Origin of the sequence: Marinactinospora rubrisoli (genome assembly GCF_042664915.1) — a bacterium.
GTDB lineage: Bacteria > Actinomycetota > Actinomycetes > Streptosporangiales > Streptosporangiaceae > Marinitenerispora > Marinitenerispora rubrisoli.
In genome coordinates, this window is the sequence record NZ_JBHTBH010000001.1 from 261417 (window position 1) to 280045 (window position 18629).

Annotated in this window: 16 protein-coding genes; 4 read left to right on the forward strand and 12 right to left on the reverse strand. The window is 73.3% G+C overall.

Annotated features, from left to right (window positions below; all coding sequences use genetic code 11):
• Positions 1-16: 16 nt before the first annotated feature.
• The 6 genes from ACFQRF_RS01205 to ACFQRF_RS01230 all read right to left on the reverse strand — a co-directional run bounded on the left by ACFQRF_RS01205 (position 17) and on the right by ACFQRF_RS01230 (position 8766).
• Positions 17-625, reverse strand: coding sequence for a hypothetical protein (locus ACFQRF_RS01205; RefSeq protein ID WP_379868112.1), 609 nt, complete (start codon positions 623-625; stop codon positions 17-19).
• Between the two features lie 358 nt (positions 626-983).
• Positions 984-1355 (reverse strand): STAS domain-containing protein, encoded by a 372-nt coding sequence (locus ACFQRF_RS01210; RefSeq protein WP_379868113.1) that lies wholly within the window; start codon positions 1353-1355, stop codon positions 984-986.
• A gap of 374 nt (positions 1356-1729) precedes the next feature.
• The gene (gene meaB, locus ACFQRF_RS01215) at positions 1730-2725 is read right to left on the reverse strand and encodes a methylmalonyl Co-A mutase-associated GTPase MeaB (RefSeq protein ID WP_379868114.1); all 996 of its coding nucleotides are present in this window, start codon (positions 2723-2725) and stop codon (positions 1730-1732) included.
• Positions 2726-2750: 25 nt separating this feature from the next.
• Positions 2751-4988 (reverse strand): methylmalonyl-CoA mutase, encoded by a 2238-nt coding sequence (gene scpA / locus ACFQRF_RS01220; RefSeq protein WP_379868115.1) that lies wholly within the window; start codon positions 4986-4988, stop codon positions 2751-2753.
• 37 nt (positions 4989-5025) lie between these two features.
• Positions 5026-6912 (reverse strand): methylmalonyl-CoA mutase family protein, encoded by a 1887-nt coding sequence (locus tag ACFQRF_RS01225; RefSeq protein ID WP_379868116.1) that lies wholly within the window; start codon positions 6910-6912, stop codon positions 5026-5028.
• A 366-nt stretch (positions 6913-7278) separates the two neighbouring features.
• Positions 7279-8766, reverse strand: a complete 1488-nt coding sequence (locus tag ACFQRF_RS01230; protein WP_379868117.1) for a hypothetical protein — start codon at positions 8764-8766, stop codon at positions 7279-7281.
• Between the two features lie 169 nt (positions 8767-8935).
• On the opposite strand from ACFQRF_RS01230, the gene ACFQRF_RS01235 reads away from it, so the two are divergent.
• Positions 8936-9418, forward strand: coding sequence for a glutathione peroxidase (locus ACFQRF_RS01235; protein ID WP_379868118.1), 483 nt, complete (start codon positions 8936-8938; stop codon positions 9416-9418).
• A gap of 39 nt (positions 9419-9457) precedes the next feature.
• Here the strand turns inward: ACFQRF_RS01235 and ACFQRF_RS01240 are convergent, their stop codons facing one another.
• Both ACFQRF_RS01240 and dctA read right to left on the reverse strand, forming a co-directional pair.
• Entirely contained in the window at positions 9458-10087 is a 630-nt protein-coding gene (locus tag ACFQRF_RS01240; RefSeq protein WP_379868119.1) for a YigZ family protein, read from the reverse strand.
• A gap of 146 nt (positions 10088-10233) precedes the next feature.
• Positions 10234-11721 (reverse strand): C4-dicarboxylate transporter DctA, encoded by a 1488-nt coding sequence (dctA, locus tag ACFQRF_RS01245; RefSeq protein WP_379868120.1) that lies wholly within the window; start codon positions 11719-11721, stop codon positions 10234-10236.
• A gap of 237 nt (positions 11722-11958) precedes the next feature.
• Here dctA and ACFQRF_RS01250 point away from each other — a divergent pair, with 237 nt between their 5' ends.
• Both ACFQRF_RS01250 and ACFQRF_RS01255 read left to right on the forward strand, forming a co-directional pair.
• A complete protein-coding gene (locus ACFQRF_RS01250; RefSeq protein WP_379868121.1) occupies positions 11959-12894 on the forward strand; it encodes a TAXI family TRAP transporter solute-binding subunit in 936 nt (311 codons plus the stop codon).
• A 35-nt stretch (positions 12895-12929) separates the two neighbouring features.
• Positions 12930-13403 carry an NUDIX hydrolase gene (locus ACFQRF_RS01255; protein WP_379868122.1) on the forward strand — a complete coding sequence of 158 codons (474 nt, stop codon included), beginning with the start codon at positions 12930-12932 and terminating at the stop codon, positions 13401-13403.
• A gap of 149 nt (positions 13404-13552) precedes the next feature.
• Here ACFQRF_RS01255 and ACFQRF_RS01260 read toward each other — a convergent pair whose 3' ends face one another.
• The 3 genes from ACFQRF_RS01260 to ACFQRF_RS01270 all read right to left on the reverse strand — a co-directional run bounded on the left by ACFQRF_RS01260 (position 13553) and on the right by ACFQRF_RS01270 (position 16163).
• Entirely contained in the window at positions 13553-14965 is a 1413-nt protein-coding gene (locus ACFQRF_RS01260) for a sensor histidine kinase (RefSeq protein ID WP_379868123.1), read from the reverse strand.
• A 3-nt stretch (positions 14966-14968) separates the two neighbouring features.
• Entirely contained in the window at positions 14969-15649 is a 681-nt protein-coding gene (locus tag ACFQRF_RS01265) for a response regulator transcription factor (RefSeq protein ID WP_379868124.1), read from the reverse strand.
• A gap of 61 nt (positions 15650-15710) precedes the next feature.
• Positions 15711-16163, reverse strand: coding sequence for an NUDIX domain-containing protein (locus tag ACFQRF_RS01270; RefSeq protein WP_379868125.1), 453 nt, complete (start codon positions 16161-16163; stop codon positions 15711-15713).
• Between the two features lie 235 nt (positions 16164-16398).
• On the opposite strand from ACFQRF_RS01270, the gene ACFQRF_RS01275 reads away from it, so the two are divergent.
• Positions 16399-17103 (forward strand): hypothetical protein, encoded by a 705-nt coding sequence (locus ACFQRF_RS01275; RefSeq protein ID WP_379868126.1) that lies wholly within the window; start codon positions 16399-16401, stop codon positions 17101-17103.
• Between the two features lie 995 nt (positions 17104-18098).
• On the opposite strand, the gene ACFQRF_RS01280 is transcribed toward ACFQRF_RS01275, so the two are convergent.
• Positions 18099-18368: a DUF6504 family protein gene (locus ACFQRF_RS01280; protein ID WP_379868127.1), complete on the reverse strand. Its 270-nt coding sequence runs from the start codon at positions 18366-18368 to the stop codon at positions 18099-18101.
• Between the last annotated feature and the right edge of the window lie 261 nt (positions 18369-18629).

Below are 18629 nucleotides of genomic sequence, written 5' to 3' on the forward strand. Positions count from 1 at the left end.
GCCCGGTCGCGCCATTCTAGAGCGGCAGGTTGACGCATGCGAGCCGCGCGCCCGCCTGCCCCGCGATGCCCGGGAGGGTGTGGGTGTGCTCGCCGTGGACGACGATCGACCGCGCCTCGCCCGGGCGCACCCGCCAGGGCACCGTGGTCTCGCCGGCGGCGGTGCCGGACTCGTCGCTGGTCAGGTCCAGCCACATCTCGTTCGCCGGGTTGGCGTACAGCGGGTCGCCGGACGGCTGCACCGGGTCGACGAGGTTCTGGTACCGCGGCCCGGCGTCGGCCGGGCTCGCGCCGCACGCCCCGGTGGCCAGATGGGCGCTGTACGCGCGGCTGGGCAGCAGCCCGTTGAAGGAGACCCAGAACTCGGTCTGGGCATGGTCCGGGTGGATGCCCAGCGTGTCCGCCGCGGTGGGTTCCGGGACCACGCCGACCGCGACGTGCGAGCCCGCGGGGACCGCGGGGTCGTAGGTCACGGCGACGACACCGTCGGCGAACGGGCGGAAGTGGTCATGGACGACGACGGGCTGCGGGAACGCGGCGTGGGCGGTGGCGGCGTCGCCCACGACGAGCGCCGGCGCGACGGCCAGCGCGGCGAACGCGGCGGATACGGTGCGGTGCTTCGGCACGACGGGTCCCCCTGTCGATCGGCGGCAGACGCGTATTGTGTCCACTTCGTCACCTTACGTGTCCGGAGCCGATTAATCGACGATGTCGTAGCCGTGCGCCGGCCTCATGTCGCGGTGGGGCGGGTCGGCGGGCGAGGCGGGCCCGAACGGCCGCAGCCCGGTGGCCGCACGGCGTGGGAGGCCGGGCGAGGGCCCCGGGATCGGACGGGGGCACGCGGAACGCCGACGGCGTGCCCCCGCCTCCCGCCGCGCGGGCGGGAACGGTGGCACGCCGTCGGCCGGACTTCGATTCGATCGGAGGGGGTGCGGTGGGGCGCCGGGCGACGGGGGACGCCGGCGACTCGGTCACGGCCTCCGGTCAGCCGGCCTGCTTCTTGGCCTCCAGCGCCTCCATCGCGATGACCGCGGCGGGCACCGTGCGGTGCACCGGCACCTGGCGGTGCAGGCCGACCAGCCGCACCACCTTGGTGACGCGTTCGTTCGGCGCGGCGAGCGCCAGGCTACCGCCCCGCTCCTTCACGGCGCGGTAGCTGTTGATGACGGCGTTCAGCCCGCTGGAGTCCATGAAGTCCAGTCGGGAGAAATCGAGGATCAGCCACGGACCGTGTGCGTCGATGGCGGACAGGACATGCTCTTGGAGGTCGCCAGCGGTCGCGATGTCGAGTTCACCTTCGACCTGCACGATCACACTGTGGTTCTCGACCCGGGTGCTCAGCCCAAGCCTGTGCACGTTTACTCCTCCCAGCCCCACGTCAGTTTGAGGGGTCCCCTTGTAACCATAGGGCAACGGCGCAATCCGGTGCGGCCACCCCGAGGGCCGACACCCGCGCGCACGGCGGAGGACGGCCGGAGGATGAACACGCCACTCGGCGGGTCGATCGGACCCGCCGCCGCTCCGCCTGTTCCCGTAAGGCTCTGAGCACACACGGTATTAGCGGATCGCGCGGACGGGAATGGAGATGGCAGAGAAATTTTCCCGTAGCGTCCGCCAATTGCGGCAGTTGCGTGATGTGGCGGTGCATACCGCCCGGGTAAATGGGATGAATATTAACGTTCCGGACAATTGACCTCGGGGGTGTCGGCCACCCGCCGGACCGCCCGTCGTCACCGAGCGGAGTCGTCGGTGAAGGCGGCGAGCAGCCGTTCGGCGCCCAGGGTCGCGGTCAGCTCCCCGGAACGCACGCGCGCCTCCAGCTCCGCCGAGCGTTCCCGCACCCCGGGATGCCGGTGCAGCCGGTCCAGCAGCTGTTCGCGCACCTGCGCCCACATCCAGTCGACCTGCTGGGCGGCGCGCTTCTCGGCGAGCTCGCCGGTGCGGCGCAGTGCGCTCTGGTGGTCCAGCACCGCGGCCCACACCTCGTCCAGGCCGGTGCCCTCCAGCCCGCTGCAGGTGAGCACGGGCGGCGTCCAGGCCGGACCGGGCGGTCGCAGCAGCCGGAGCGCCCGGGACAGTTCGCGGGCGGCCGCCCGAGCCTCGCGCACGTGCGGGCCGTCGGCCTTGTTGACGGCAACGATGTCGACCAGCTCCAGCAGGCCCTTCTTGATGCCCTGGAGCTGGTCGCCGGTACGGGCGAGGGCCAGGGCGAGGAAGCAGTCGACCATGTTGGCGACCGTGACCTCGGACTGGCCCACACCGACGGTCTCGACCAGCACCACGTCGAAGCCGGCCGCCTCCATGAGCAGCATGGTCTCCCGCGTGGCACGGGCCACCCCGCCGAGCGTGCCGGAGGTGGGCGACGGCCGGACGAACGCGTTCGGGTCGGTGGCGAGCCGGGCCATGCGGGTCTTGTCGCCCAGGATGCTGCCCCCGGTACGGGTGGAGGAGGGGTCGACGGCGAGGACCGCCACCCGGTGCCCCTGCGCGGTGAGCCGGCTGCCGAGCGCGTCGACGAAGGTCGACTTGCCCACCCCCGGCACCCCCGTGATACCGACCCGGTGCGCGGTGCCGGTGTGCGGCAGTAGCCGGACCAGCAGCCGCTGGGCGAGTTCGGCGTGGTCCGGCCGCCGCGACTCCACCAGCGTGATGGCGCGCGCCAGCGTGGGCCGGTGTCCGGCCAGCACACCCTCGGCGTACGCGTCGATGTCGACGCTGCGGCTCATCGGGGCACCTCCGCGGCGCGCGGTCTCACGATCCGTGCCCGAGCCGCTCGGTGAGCCGGTCGAGCAGGCCGAGGGCCGCATCGGCGATGACCGTGCCCGGCGGGAAGATGGCGGCCGCTCCGGCCGCGCGCAGCGCCTCGTGGTCGGCGGGCGGAATGACGCCGCCGACGACGATCATGATGTCCTCGCGCCCGAGCGCCGCCAGCTCGTCGCGCAGGGCCGGCACCAGGGTGAGGTGCCCGGCGGCGAGCGATGACACCCCGACGATGTGGACATCGGCCTCCACCGCCTGCCGCGCCACCTCGGCGGGCGTCTGGAAGAGCGGGCCCACGTCGACGTCGAAACCGAGGTCGGCGAACGCGGTGGCGATGACCTTCTGCCCGCGGTCGTGCCCGTCCTGCCCCATCTTGGCCACCAGAATGCGCGGGCGGCGCCCCTCGTCCTCCTCGAACCGGGCCACGCGCTCGGCGACCGAGTCCAGCCGCGGGTCGTTCTCGGCGGCGGTGCCGACCTCGTCGCGGTACACACCGGAGATGGTACGGACCTGACCGGAGTGCCGCCCGAACACCTTCTCCATGGCGTCGGAGATCTCGCCCACCGTGGCGTGCGCCCGGGCGGCGTCGACCGCCGCCGCGAGCAGGTTGTTCTCCAGGGTCAGGCCGTGCGGGGTGCCGGCGGCGGCGCGGGTCAGCCGCTCCAGCGCCGCGTGGACGGCGGCATCGTCGCGCTCGGCCCGCAACCGGCGCAGCTTCTCCAGCTGCTCGGCGCGGACCCGGGTGTTGTCGACCTTGAGCACGTCGATGTCGTCGCGGTCGGTGGTGCGGTACCGGTTGACGCCGATGACGGGCTGGCGGCCGGAGTCGATGCGGGCCTGGGTGCGCGCCGCGGCCTCCTCGATGCGCAGCTTCGGGATGCCGGCGTCGATGGCCCGCGCCATGCCACCGGCCTCCTCGACCTCGCGGATGTGCGTCCAGGCCCGGGCGGCCAGCTCGGCGGTGAGGTGCTCGACGTAGGCGCTGCCGCCCCACGGGTCGATGACGCGGGTAATGCCGGACTCCTGCTGGAGCACGAGCTGGGTGTTGCGTGCGATCCGGGCCGAGAAGTCGGTGGGCAGCGCCAGGGCCTCGTCCAGCGCGTTGGTGTGCAGCGACTGGGTGTGCCCTTGGGTGGCCGCCATGGCTTCGACGCAGGTGCGCACCACATTGGTGAAGACGTCCTGCGCGGTGAGCGACCAGCCGGAGGTCTGCGAGTGGGTGCGCAGGGAGAGCGACTTGGGGTCGTGCGGGCCGAACTCCCGGACCAGCCGCGCCCACAGCAGCCGGGCGGCGCGCAGCTTGGCGACCTCCATGAAGAAGTTCATGCCGATGGCCCAGAAGAACGAGAGCCGCGGTGCGAAGGAGTCGACCTGCAGCCCGGCGTCGCGGCCGGCCCGGATGTACTCCACGCCGTCGGCGAGGGTGTAGCCGAGCTCCAGGTCGGCGGTGGCCCCGGCCTCCTGCATGTGGTAGCCGGAGATGGAGATGGAGTTGAACCGCGGCATCCGCTGGGAGGTGTAGGCGAACACGTCGGAGATGATCCGCATCGAGGGCTGCGGCGGATAGATGTAGGTGTTGCGGACCATGAACTCCTTGAGGATGTCGTTCTGGATGGTCCCCGACAAGGCCTCCGGCGACACCCCCTGCTCCTCCGCGGCCACGATGTAGAGCGCCATCACCGGGAGCACCGCGCCGTTCATGGTCATCGACACGCTCATCCGGTCCAGCGGGATGCCGTCGAACAACTGACGCATGTCGAGGATGGAGTCGATGGCGACCCCGGCCATGCCGACGTCTCCCGCCACGCGCGGGTGGTCGGAGTCGTACCCGCGGTGGGTGGCGAGGTCGAACGCCACCGACAGGCCCTTCTGGCCGGCCGCGAGATTGCGGCGGTAGAACGCGTTGGACTCCTGGGCCGTGGAGAATCCGGCGTACTGGCGGATGGTCCACGGCTGGTTGACGTACATGGTGGGGTAGGGGCCGCGCAGGTACGGCGCGATGCCGGGGTAGCCGCCGACGAACGAGAGCCCGTCGCGGTCGGCCCGGGTGTAGAGCGGCCGGACGCTGATGCCCTCGGGGGTCTCCCACACCAGGGAAACGGGCCCCTTGCCCGTGGCGGCGGACACCGCTTCGCGCCAGGCCGCCCCCTGCCCGGCGGGCGCGACCGGGGTGCCGGGCTCGACCCGGCTGAAGTCCGGGACGGCCTCGGAGGCCGGAAGGGTGGTCATGCTGCCCTACCTTCGTGAGTACGCAGGGACCGGAGCATCAGGCCGCCACCTCCAGGAAGTCGGCGAGTCCTGTCAACAGGCTAAGCACATCACCGCCGGCGGTGACGGCTCCGTCCACCGCCTGTGCACGACCCGCGTCCGGCCGGCCGGCGATCAGCACCCGCTCGGCCCCGGCGCCGCGCAGCGCCTCCGCCGTCGCGGCCGCGTGCTCGGCGTAGACCGCGTCGCTGGAACAGATGCAGGCGACCCGCGCGCCGCTGTCCGAGAACGCCGCGGCGGCGGCCGTCGGGCCGTCCAGGGCGCCGGCCTCCACCGGTTCCAGCCCCCCGGCCCGGAACAGGTTCGCCGCGAACGTGGCCCGCGCGGTGTGGTCGGCGACCGGCCCGAGGGTCGCGAGGAACACGCGCGGCCGTTCGCCGGTGGCCGCCAGGTGGGCGTCCGAACGGTCCCGCAGCGCCTCGTACTCCTCCGCGTAACGGTGCCGGGGCAGCGCCGGGGCCGCCGCGGGCACGTCCGGTGCGGGCTCGCGCCGGACGGCGGGTTCGGCGAGGTCCGGGAACTCGCTGACACCGGTGAGCGGGGTACGGCGGTGCGCCAGGTCGGCGCGCCGCCGCTGCCACATCTCGCGCAGGTCCTCGGCGACGAGCCCCGAGGAGAGCGCGGCGGCCGCGCCGCCAGCGGCCTCCAGCCGCTGGAGGTACGCCCAGCCCTTCGCGTACAACTCGGCGGTGAGGCGCTCGACGTAGAACGACCCGCCCGCCGGGTCGGCGACCCGCGCCACGTGCGCCTCCTCCAGCAGCAGCGTCTGGGTGTTGCGGGCGATCCGGCGAGCGAAGTCGTCGGGCAGTCCGAGGGCGTCGTCGAACGGGCGGACCGTGACGGCGTCCGCCCCGGCCACCCCGGCGGCGAACGCGGCGAGGGTGGTCCGCAGCATGTTCACGTAGGGGTCGCGGCGCGTCATCATGGCAGCCGACGTCACGGCGTGCAGGCGCATGGCGCGGTGCCGCTCCGGCAGGCCGCACACCTCGGTGACGCGGTGCCACATCGCGCGCGCCGCCCGCAGTTTGGCGATGGTGAGGAACTGGTCGGCGGTCGCCGCGAAACGGAACTCCAGGCGGGCGGCGGCGTCGGCGAGCGGCAGGCCGGCGGCGGTGAGGGCCCGCAGGTACTCGACCCCGGTGGCCACGGCGGCGCCCAGCTCCTGGGCCTCCGAGCCGCCGGCGTCGTGGTAGGGGGTGGCGTCCGCCGTCATGAGGAGCAGCTCGGGGCGGCCGGCCGCGCGGTCGGCCGCGAACGCCGCCGCGTCCCGCACATCGGCCCGCTCGCCGGTGCGCGCCGCCGTGCCGATCGGGTCGATGCCGAGGCCGCTGCGCACCGCGCTCGGCGGTACGCCGCGCTCGGCGTGCGCGGCGAGCAGCGCGTCCGCGGCGGCGGCGTACGCGCCACCCGCTTCCAGGGTGACCGGGGCGAAGTCGAGATGGACGTCGGCCAGGACGTCGGGGACGGCGTCCGGGGGCACCCCGGCCGGGCCGGCCACCAGCCACAGTGACGTGACCCCGTTCTCCAGGTCGGCGAGCACCGCCCGGCGGGTCACCGCCGGATCCGGGTGTGCGTGCCGCTGCCGCACGTCCCAGCCGTGCGCGACGGCCCCCTCGGGACGCCCGCCCCGGGTGAACGGCGGCAGTCCGGGGTAGCCGGAGTCGAGGTCGTCGCCGGGAACGTAGAGCGGCCGGACCGTGATGCCGTCGTAGGTCGTGTGGGCCAGCCGGAGCTCCGGGGCCGCCTCATCGGGTCCGATCTCCGCCCCGCTCCGGCGCAAGACCTTGGCCACCAGCCGCCGCCACTGTTCCGGATCGGGCTCCGGGAAACCCTCGGCGAAGTCCGGCGGCGCGTCGGTCGGGGGTCGGTTATCCGGCATGCTCATATTTCGAGATCGTAGAGAAGTCTGCTCGAAACCGGCAGTAGCCGGGCGGCGCTCCCCCGGGGCCGGGGCGGCCCCGAGGGAAGCGGCCGGGGTGCGGGCGGGCCACCTGGCATCGCCAGGACGAGGGAGGCCGGGCACCTGCCGGGGGGTGGATTCCCGTGACACGCGCGGTCGGTCGGCGATCGAGACGGCGGGGGCGTCCCGGCCGATCCTGTCGCGTGGGCGGGAGCCGAGTCCGGCAGCGACCGTGTCCGCCTCCTCGCGGGAGCGCGCCGCCAGGTCGGGGCTCTTCGGGGAGGGAGTGCCGCCGCTTTGCGCGCTCTCCCGACCAATTTGGTGGAGATGTGGGGTTCGTTCCCACCCGGCTCAGCGCGGGGTGGCCGTGCCCGACGGCGCGGCCGGGCGGTGCGCCGTCGGGTGGTCCTCCGCAGGTGGGAAGACGAAACGCTGCCGATCCTGGACGACCAGCGCGTAGCCGTCGTCCGTCACGGCCTCGACGTATCCGGTGAACGCGTCGGCGAGGAGGTCCTTGCTGGCCGCCTCCAGCACGACCTGCACGTCGTCGTTGTCGTCGGCGCCACGGGAGTCCCCGTACACGTATCCGGCCAGCGCGAACGTGGGCGAGATCGCCCGCTCGGCACCGTCGTCGAACTGCCAGCGGATCTCCCCGGCCGCCAGGTCCAGGCCGATCATCGTCGTCTCGCCGCTGCTCTGCGGGACGAGCAGGGTGCCGGTGGTGCGGTCGAACACCGTGCCGGTCACCGGCGTGGCGCCGAAGGCGCGGTCCACCGGGTTCGCGCCGGGTTCGCGCAGCGACCACAGGACCTCGCCGGTGCGCAGGTCGTGCAGCGACAGCCGGGACCTGGCCTCGGGCACCCCCCAGCGGATGAGAACGGTCGGGCGGCCGTCGTCCGGCTCCGTGCCGCCGGATTCTCCGGACCCGGCGTCCGCACTCGCTCCGCCGGACGGTTCCGCCGGATCGGGACCGCCGGACCCGCGTCCCTCGGAGCCGGGCGCGGTGCCGGGGAGATCATAGAAGCCCACCAGCCGGGGGAGCGGCTGGGGGAGCGCGCGCCCCGGCGCGATCTCGGGATCGTCGGCGGACGCGCGCCACAGCAGGTCGCCGTCCGCTCCGAGATCCCGCGCCTGCAGCCGGCCGGTGCCGTCGTCCAGGAACAGCACGTCGCCACGTGCGGCCACGGGGACGCCCGTACGCTCGGTATCGCCGGATCCGTCGCCGTCGCTCCCGGCGTCCTCGCCCGTCGGCTCCTCGAAGGCGAACGTCCAGGCCGGGTCGCCGTCGGTGTCCCGCACCGCGAACTCGCCGTAGGGGGCGTCGGCGCTCCATCCGGAGGGACGGCGCACCACCCAGCCGTCCAGGTAGCCGTCGCGCGGATCGGACCCCGACCACACCGTCTCCCCGTCCGCGTCCACCACCGTGGTCGTGGTGCGGTCGCCCTCGCCGGAGGTCACCGCGAACACATCGGCTCCGCCACGGTCGGTGCGGAAGCTCTCGACCCGCTCACCGCTCTCCCACAGCGCGGCGCCGTCGGCGGCGCGCTGCAGCAGGTGCCGTTCCTCGCTGTTGGAGCTGATGAGGAAGGCGTCGCCGACCGACTGGATCCGCACGCCCATCGGGTCGTCGAGGATGTCGGGCCCGTCGCCGCCGGCTCCGTGCAGTACCCGCACCGGCTCGGCACCGAGCCCGGGCGGGACCGGGCCGGAGAACGCGGTGGGGACCGGACGCGGCGACGCGGGCGCGGGCTCCGATGGCGCGCCTCCCGTGCACGCCGCGACGGCCAGCAGCAGCACGAGACCCCCGCTGCGCACCAACGGGGTCCGCCAGCCGCGCATCGGCGGTCACTCCCTAGGACGACGACATGTAGCCGAATCCTAGAACGCCCGGCCGCCGGGCGACACGCCCCGTGGCCGGTCGCTCACCGGCGTGTTGATCCGCGGGTCCGGGCGCGGGTGTTGCGGGCCGACGGCCCAGAATCGAGGCGGCCCGCCTAGGGTCGGAACCATGACTATTCACGACACCGAGCTGCGCACCCTCGAAGGGGAGCCCACCGCGCTCCCTGCCGACCGGCTGCTGCTCATCGTCAACACCGCCTCCAAGTGCGGCCTCACCCCGCAATACGCCGGCCTGGAGCGGCTGCACGAACGCTATGCCGGGCGCGGCTTCTCCGTGGTCGGCGTGCCCTGTGACCAGTTCATGGGGCAGGAGCCCGGATCGGCCGCCGAGATCCGGGAGTTCTGCTCGCTCACCTACGGCGTGACGTTCCCGATGCTGGCCAAGACCGAGGTCAACGGGCCGGGCCGCCACCCCCTCTACGCCGAACTGACCCGGCACCCGGACACGGAGGGGGAGGCCGGCGACGTGCAGTGGAACTTCGAGAAGTTCCTCGTCGCCGCGGACGGCACGGTGCTGGCCCGGTTCCGGCCCTCCGTCGAACCCGAGGACGCCCGGATCATCGAGGCGATCGAGGCGAACCTGCCCGCCTGAGCCGCCGCGGACGCCGGGGTGCCCGACCCGGCCCCGGCGTCACGCCTCGCCCGGCGGCACCTCGACCGTGGTGCTCCCCGTGGCCTCGCACAGCGCCGCGCCGCCGGTGACCTCGGCCAGCCACGCCTCGAAGGCGGGCACGTCGTCCTCGGCGAGGGCCACGTCGAGCCGGACGTCGGCGCCGTACTCCACCGCGAGCACGTGGTGCCGCGAGCCGCGCAGGTCACTTTCCAGCCGGCCGGCGAGCAGGTAGTCGGCCAGCACGGCCACCACCGGGAGCGTGCGCCGGTCCACGACCCCCACGGCGTCGAGCGCCGCCGACACCGTGCCGCCGTAGGCCCGGACCAGGCCACCGGCGCCCAGCTTGACGCCGCCGAAGTAGCGGGTGACCACCGCGACCGTGTCGGTGATCCCGCGGTGGCGCAGCACCTCCAGCATCGGCAGGCCGGCCGTCCCGGACGGTTCACCATCGTCGCTGGACCGTTGCGTCCGCGCGTCCGGGCCGATCACGTACGCCGTGCAGTTGTGGGTGGCGTTCCAGTGCAGCCGCCGCCGTTCGGCGATGAAGGCGCGCGCCTCCGCCTCGTCGGCGACCCGGGCCAGTGCGCAGCGGAACCGCGACCGCCTGACCTCGGTCTCGAACTCGCCGTCGCGTCTGATGGTCCTCATGGCCGTTCCGATCGTACGCGCCCGCGTCCGGCGGTCCGGCGGCCATGGCCGCCCGGAGAACGCGACGGGCGCCCGCGCACCTGGGGGAGGTGCGGGGGCGCCCGTCCGGGAACCCGATCGGCACGGCCGGCGCGGGGCCCGCCGGCTCAGCCGGCCGGGGTGGGCTCCTTGCCGGCGTCGGCCCGCGCCGCGGGCGTGCCGTCCGCGGCGGCCGGCGCCGGCTCGTCGGCGGAGACGGTGCCGGTGCTCTCGTCCTCTCCGCGGTCGGGGCGCATCAGTGCGTCCATGTCGATGAGGTTCGGGTTGTCCAGGACCTCGCGGAGGCGGTCCCGGTCCAGGTCGTTGTTCCAGCGGGCGATGACCAGGCTGCCGACGCCGTTGCCGATCAGGTTGGTGAGCGCGCGGGCCTCGGACATGAACCGATCGATGCCGACGATGAGCGCGATGCCGGCCAGCGGGATGACGCTGTCGAAGGCGGCCAGGGAGGCGGCGAGCGTGACCAGCCCGGCGCCGCTGACGCCGGCCGCGCCCTTGCTGGAGAGCAGCATGAAGAGCAGCAGGCCGATCTGCGTCCACACCGAGATCTCGGACCCGGTGGCCTGGGCGATGAAGATGGCGCCCATGGTCATGTAGATCGCGGTGCCGTCCAGGTTGAAGGAGTACCCGGTCGGGATGGTCAGGCCGACCACCGACTTCTTGGCGCCCGCGGCCTCCAGCTTGACCATCATGCGCGGCAGGACGGACTCACTGGAGGAGGTGCCCAGCACGATCAGCAGCTCGTCGCGGATCAGCCGGATGAACTTGAACAGGTTGAAGCCGGTGAACCGGGCGATGAGGCCCAGGAAGACGACGATGAACAGCACGCAGGTCGTGTAGAAGCTGAGCATGAAGTAGGCGAGACTGCCCAGGATCTGGCCGCCGTACTCGCCGATGGTGTACGCCATGCCGCCGAACGCGCCGATGGGCGCGGCGTACATCACGATCTTGATGACGCCGAACATGACGTGCGCGCAGGTGTCCAGCGCGCGGATGGCGCCCTTGGCACGGCCGCCGAGCATGGTGAGCGCGCAGGCCACCAGGATCGCCAGCACCAGGACCTGGATCAGCTGGCCGTCCACGAACGCGGAGAAGAACGAGTCCGGCACCAGGTGGAGGATGAAGCCCGAAATGCCCTCGCCGCCGGTCTGCGACGCCTCGTCCAGGGTGTCGGCGGCGTCGGCCTCGTCGAAGCTCAGGTTCAGGCCCACACCGGGACGCAGGATGTTGACGGTGATGAGGCCGACCGTCAGCGCCAGCAGCGTGGTGGCGATGAAGTAGGTCAGCGTCTTGAGCGCCAGCCCGCCGGCCTTCGCGAGGTCGCCGAGGTTGGCGATGCCCACCACGACGGTGCAGAAGATGGTCGGCGCGATGACGACCTTGACGAGCTTGATGAACAGGTCCGCGAGCCACTTCATGCCCGACGCCTGCGCCGGGAAGGCCACACCCACGATGATGCCGAGCGCGATGGCGACCAGCACCCAGAAGTAGAGCTGGTGGTAGAAGCGCTTGCGGGGGCCGCTCGTGGCGTCCTGCTTCGGGGGATCGGCCGGGGAACCGCCGTCGCCGGGCCGGACCGCTCGTCCAAAGGCGGGCACGGGGCACCTCCATTCACTGCGTTCGATGTGCGGGGCGTCACGTGATGCTCCTCACCGACCCCCGTAACAGGCAAGCCACGGGGTCGAAACTTCAGATTCATCTGACATTTCGCGCCGGTGTGTAGCCGGACATCACCATGGGTGATGTGTGGGGAGATGCGGAGAAATGGGGCTTTGCTGGGCCGGTGGCCCGCCGCCGCCCGGAGCGCCCCGGCGCGGCCGACATAGGCTGACCACGTGCCCGGACATCCCGTCGTCACCCGCCGTGCGGCCCTGATCGGCGCCATCGCGGCGCTGGCCGGCTGCTCGGCGCCGGACGGCGCGTCCGGGCCGGCCCGGCTGGTCCTGGCCACCGGGCCGCCCGGCGCGGTCTTCCGCGAGATCGGGGCGGCGCTCGCCGAACTCCTCGACCGGCGGCTCCCCCGGACCCGGGTCACGGCGCTGCCCAGCAGCGCCTCCACCGAGAACCTGCGGCTGCTGCGCGAGCGACGCGCGCACATCGGGTTCTCCAGCCTGGACGCCGCGGTGGGCGAGAGCGGCGAGCCCCCGGCGGGTCTGTCCGCGCTGGGCCGGGTGTACGACAGCCACCTGCACCTGGTGGTGGCCGCGGACTCCCCGATCGACTCCTTCGCCGACCTCGCCGGGCGCCGGGTGTCGTTCGGCGCGAAGGAGTCGGGAACCGAGTTCACGGTGCGCCGCCTGGCCGAGCTGACCGGACTCGATGTGCGGGCCGTCCACATGGACCAGGCCGCCTCGGCCGACGCGCTGACCGCCGGCGAGATCGACGCGCTGTTCTCGCTGACCGGCATCCCCACACCCGCGGTGTCCCGGCTCGCCGAGCGCAGCCAGATCCGGTTCGTGCCGCTGCGCGAGGAGGCGAACCGGCTGGCCGACGCCTATCCGAGCACCTACATCCCGGCCACCATCCCCGCCACCGCCTACCCCGGCGTCGCAGCGTGCGACACGGTGGCGATCCCCAACCTGCTGGTGGCACGCGACGACCTGGCGGAGGAGGTGGCCTACGTCGTCGCCAAGACGGTGTTCACCGAGTCCGCCGCGATCGCCGCCGACCGCCCGGAGGCGGCGCACATCAACGTCCGCACCGGCATCGCCACCGGACCGGTGCCCCTTCACCCGGGTGCGGTGCGCTGGTTCCGCGAACAGAAGGCGTGAGCCCGCGGGGCGCAGGGCGCCAGTAGGGTCGGGTCATGGCGACCCCCGATTTCATCGTCGAACTGCGCAAGCTCGTCGGCCACGGGCCGCTCTGGCTGATGGGGGTGACCGGCGTCGTCGTGGACGAGGCCGGGCGGATCCTGCTGCACCGCAGGGCCGACAACGGCGAGTGGTCGACCCCCGGCGGCATCCTGGAGCCCGGCGAGCAGCCCGCGACGGCGCTGGTCCGCGAGATCCTGGAGGAGACCGGTGTGCACGCCGAGCCGCTATGGGTCTCCAGCGTGGTGACCGAACCGCCGTTCAGCTACGCGAACGGCGACCAGGTGCAGTACCTGGACATCGCCTTCCGCTGCCGCCCGGTCGGCGGCGAGCCCCGCGCCGACGGCGACGAGTCGCTGGAGGTCCGGTGGTTCCCGATCGACGGGATGCCGCCGCTGCCGCGGCACATCCACGCCAGGGTCCAGCGCGCACTGGCGAGTGACGGCGGGGCGTGGTTCGTGGGGCGGTGACCGCCGCAGGTGGCATTGGGTTCGGATCGCTGCGGAGCAGTGACGAGGTACGCGCGGGACTGCAGGTCGCGCATCACCTGATGTATGAACCGCACAGATCGGTCAGGTAGCGCAGTCCTAGCTCGCCATCGGCCAACCCCGCACTCCGGTCACTCCGATTCCACTTCCATCGGCGCCGCCGGCAGCCGGACCGTGACATCCAGCCCGTACCCGTCCCCATGCGGCCGCGGCAGCCCCGGCTGCAACGCCAGTTCCCCGCCGGCCGCCTGTACCAGTTCCGCGCAGATGGCGAGCCCGAGGCCGGTGCCCACCACGTTCTGGTGCTTCGGCGCCCGCCAGAAGCGGCGCAGTGCGTTCTGCCGCTCTTCCGGGTCCAGGCCGACGCCGTCGTCGCTGACGTGGATGGCGACCCGGTCCCCCTGGCGGGCGCGTAGCACGACGCGTTCGCCGCCGGACAGTCTGATGGCGTTGCTCATCAGTTCGTCGAGGATGCTGCCCAGTCCGCCCGGTGGTTCCAGCAGCCGTAGGCCAGCGGGGACGTGTGTCTCCAGGTGGAGTCCGCGCTCCGCCGCCAGGGTCCGCCACCGTTCCAGCCGGGTCTCCAGCACCAGGTCCAGGTCCACCGGCTCGGCCTTGCTGAAGCTCTCCAGGCGGGTGGCGGCGAGGAGGGCGTTGAGCATGCGGTTCATCGCCTTCGCCTCCTCCACCGCGTCGTCGTAGGCGGCCCGCGCTTCCGGTTCGGTGAGGTAGGGGGACAGGTTCTCGACCGCGAGGCGGAGGCTGGCCAGCGGGTTGCGCAGCTGGTGGGAGGCGTCCGACACGAACGCGCGCTGGCGGTGCAGGGAACGCTCCACCACGTCCACCATCGCGTTGAACGACGCGGCCAGCCGGCGCAGCTCCGGCGGGCCGCCGGCCGAGTCCGCTCGTACGGTGAGGTCGCCCTCGGCGATGGCGGCCGTGGCCTCGTCCAGGGTCCGGACCGGGCGGAGCACCCACCGCGACACCGGCCAGGCGACCGCGGCGAGTCCGGTCAGCGGGACCAGCTCCAGCAGCGCCAGCGCGCCCCAGTTCTGCAGGATGGCGGAGCGCAGTTCGTCCGTGGGCGACACCAGCACCACGGCGCCCACCACCTCGCTGTCCCGGCCCACCGGCTCGGCGAGGATCAGTGGGCGGTCGTCCCACGGCCACACGGCGGTCGGCGGTTCGGGACGGTACCCCGCGAGCGCCTGGGCGAGCACCGGGCGGGTGCCCAGAGCGGCGAGCGCCTCGGTGACCCGGCCGCCCGAGCTGGAGCTGATCACCACCTCGCTGGACGGATCGAGCAGCGCGACCGGAATCCCGTACAACTCCTCGTAGCGTTCCAGCTCCATGCGCAGCGCCTGCGTGCGGCCGGTCGCGAGCGCGGAGTCGGCGAGTGAGGCGAACCGGCCGACATCGTTGAGCCGGTCGACGTACATCTCTTCCGTGCGCTGCTGGGCCACCAGCGTCGCCAGTGGTACCCCCAGCGCTCCCACCAGCAGGAAGGCCAGCGGCAGCAGCACGACGAGCAGTCTGCGCAGCACGACTCAGCCCGAGTCCGCCCCGGCGGTCAGCCGGTAGCCGACGCCGCGTGCCGTCTGGATGCGCACGCGCTCCCCGAGTTTGCCGCGCAGCGCCGCGATGTGGGTGTCCAGCGTCCGGGACGACGACTCCCAGGCCGCCCCCCACACCTGGTCGAGGATCGCCTCCCGGCTGACCACCGTGGGGGCGCGCGCCGCCAGCAGGGCGAGCAGGTCGAACTCCTTGCGGGTGAGCGACAGTGGCGCGGAGTCCAGCACCGCCTCGCGCGCCCGCACGTCCACCGAGAGGGGGCCGACCGTGAGCGGCGGCTCGGGTCGGCCGGCCGCCGAGCGCGCGGCCCGGGTCCGGCGGAGCACGGCGTCGATCCGCGCCAGCAGCTCGGCGATCCCGAACGGCTTCACCACGTAGTCGTCGGCCCCGGAGCGGAGCCCGCGCACCCGCTCGCGCTCCTCGGCCCGCGCGGTGACGGCGATGATCGCGGTCTCCGGGCGCTCGCGGAGCCGGCGGAGCAGGTCGATGCCGTCGGCGTCCGGCAGCCCGAGGTCGAGCAGCACGACGTCCGCCGCCGGCGCGCGCAGCGCGGCCGCGGCGGTGGACACCCGGGTGACGTCGTAGGCGGCGTTGCGCAGCGCGGTGACCAGCCCCCGTGCGACGCGGTCGTCGTCCTCGACCACGAGAATGCGCATCGCCTGACATCGTAGAACGACTCCCGGCCGCCCCCGCCGAGCCGGGTCCGCAGCGAACGGGTCAGCCGCCGTCCGGCCAGCCGTGCAGGCCGAAGCCGACCCCGGCCAGCGCGCCCGCGACTCCGGTCGCGCAGTAGTCGACGAGGTCGGACGGAAGGGCGGCCAGCGGGAACCATTCGACCGCGTCGTGCTTGTGCGGCTCGGCGTTGTACGGCTCGCCCGCCCATTCCCGCGCGACGAAGAAGAAGCCGACCCGGCCCTCCGCGCTGCGGTGGTGGCACACGTGCCCGAACCGCAGCGCCGCCGGGTCGATCCGCACGCCGACCTCCTCCCGCGCCTCCCGTGCCGCCGCCAGGACGCTTTCGCCCGCCTCCAGGTGGCCGGCCGGCGGCTGCCACTGGCCGTCGGCGAAACCGGTGTGCGCCCGGCGCAGCAGGAGCAGTGCGTCGTCGCGGAGCAGCAGGACGTGCACGTCCACCAGGGCCTTGTAGCGGGCCGTCGGAACCTCCGTCATGGCCGTCGAGTCTGCCGTGCCACCGCCGCCCACGCCACCGCCGAGACCTGACAGGTGCCCGTTAGATGCGGGACGGGCCGACGGCGTTCCGTCGGTTTTCCCACACCACGAGCGGCTTGCGACAGCGCTTTCCCCGCCGTCAGGGTGGTGCCCACCTCGGCGCCGGATGAGCGGCGCCGGGGCGGCACGGACCACGGTGGACGGCCGTGGCGGGACGGAAGGGGCGAAGCGCGGCATGCGAGCACGGGAGCGTCTGCTGGGCGCGGTGGCGGTCGGATCGTGTCTGGTCCTGGCGGGATGCGGTTCGGAGGGGGAGTCGGAGGAGTCGCCCGACGCCGCCGCCAGCGCGGAACCGGCGGCCGGTGGCTGGGAGGACGGCTTCCCCGAGGACGTCGAGGTGATCATCGAGCTGGACCAGCCGGCGGGTGCGCCGCAGCGGGAGGCCACCGACGCCTTCTTCCAGACCTACGCGGCGCTGTACCAGTCGGCGTACGGCGGCGGCGAGGACCGCGCGTTCATCGACACCTGGCTGCAGGACGACAGTCCGTCGGTGGAGTCGCTCAACCTGTTGCTCGACGAGTGGGCGGAGGCCGGGGCCGCCCCGGCCGGCAGCATCCGGCTCTACGACGGCCTGGTCGGCGCCTACTCCGCGGATCTGGTGCAGATCGACTTCTGTGTGGACCAGCGCTACCTGAAGCTCAAGGACCTGGAGAGCGGCGACGTCTCCGATCTGCCGAACTCGCCGGCGTCCGGCATCGCGACCGCGAACGCCATGTACGAGCTGAACGACGCCGGGGAGTGGGAGGCCGTGGCCTTCGGCTTCAGCGACGTGGGCGATGTCCCGACGAACGAGTGCGTGGCCGAGGACGGCGGCGGGGAGGAGCCCGAGGGCGAGGACTCCGGCGGCGACGGCGCCGCGGAGGACCAGGCCGACGCCTGACGCGGACCCGGCCGGCCCGCCGCCAGGACGCTCGGCCGTGCCGCACCTCCTGGTCCCAGAGGTGCCGCGGCCGGCTGTGCGGCCGCCGGTACTGCTCGGCGATGTCGTCCGGGTCGAAGGCCGTGCCCGGCGTGACGACCCCGCCCACGGCGACGGAGGCCGCGCGCCCGCCGGTCCGTACCATTCACCACGTTGACCGCCCATCCGTCCAGGTGCGTCCGCGCGGTCAGGTCGCCGGGAGCGCCGGGCCGGATCACCGCGGCGTTGTACACCACGACGTCCGGGATCCCGAGCTCGGCACCGGCCGCGGTCGCGGTGACGACCTGTACCCCCCAGAGCCGCGACGTCAGCGGCCACGCTCCCCACGCTCCGCTCGCTCCGGGCGAGGAGGGCGATCGGCACGCCCTCCCGCGCGAACCGGCGGGCGACGGAGCGGCCGATGCCCGGACCCGCTCCGATGACCAACGCTCGCGGCATGGCCGACTCCTCAAGTTCCCGCTCGATGGCGTCGAGGACAACGGGACGCTACGGCTTGACACGGGTGTGAAGGTCAAGCGCGGTGGGGGGAGGCCGGATGCGCGTCGGGGATCTGGCGGGTGAGACCGCGTGAGTCGGCGTCTGCTCCGTTACCGCGAGCATCGGGGCCCGCCGCGGTCGGCACGGCATGCCACGGCCAGCGTGAGCACACCGAAGCGGACGCCGAGACGGTGCGCCGCATCCGCTCCCTGCTCGCCGGGGTCGGCCGACGTCGGTGATCGCGCGGCTGCTGGATCAGCCTCCATGAGGAGCGCGCCCGGATGGCGCGGGAGGTCACGCGGCTGCAGGGGCCGCAGGACGCGCTCGACGACCTCCTCGCCGCGTCGCGCGCCGACCGCGCGGAGGGAGCGTGGATCCGCGTCGAAGGCGGTGACGGGCGGCGAAGGGGCCGCGGGCTCACGCCGACCGTGCCGGCCGGCCGGGCGAGCACCCGCCGGACCGGCCGGGATCGCGAAGCGTCAGTTCCAGAGGCGGCGCATCGTCCAGTTGTTCGTGGCCGTGTCGAGGCTGATGTCGGCGATGTTGGCCTGGCCGTGGTCGGACTCCGCCGCCACCCGGACCAGACGGACGTCGGTGCCGTTGCGGGCGCCGAACTCGGGGGTGTGCGGGGCGCTGTCCCAGGTGCCGATGATCCGGCGGACGCGATACATGTGGCCGCGCCAGGCGAAGAGCGCGGGGTGGCCGCCGGTGGTCGACCTGACGTCGATCCGTTCGTTGTAGAGACTCACAGGCCGGAATTATAGTCGAACATACGTTCGATGGCCAGCGTCGTTCACCGAGTCGGCCGTGCCGCCAGCCTAGGACGCGACCGCGGCGCCCTCTCGGCGTGTCGCTGAAGTCCGTCCGCTCCCGCCGCCGTGACCTGCGCTGACGCGGCCGATTACGCGAATCCTGCCGGGCGCGGCGTGTCGCGGGCGAGAGCCGGCGCGGCGTCCACCTCATTGCGAACACGGCGGCACGGGCCACGTCGGCCATCGGCCGGTGGCCGG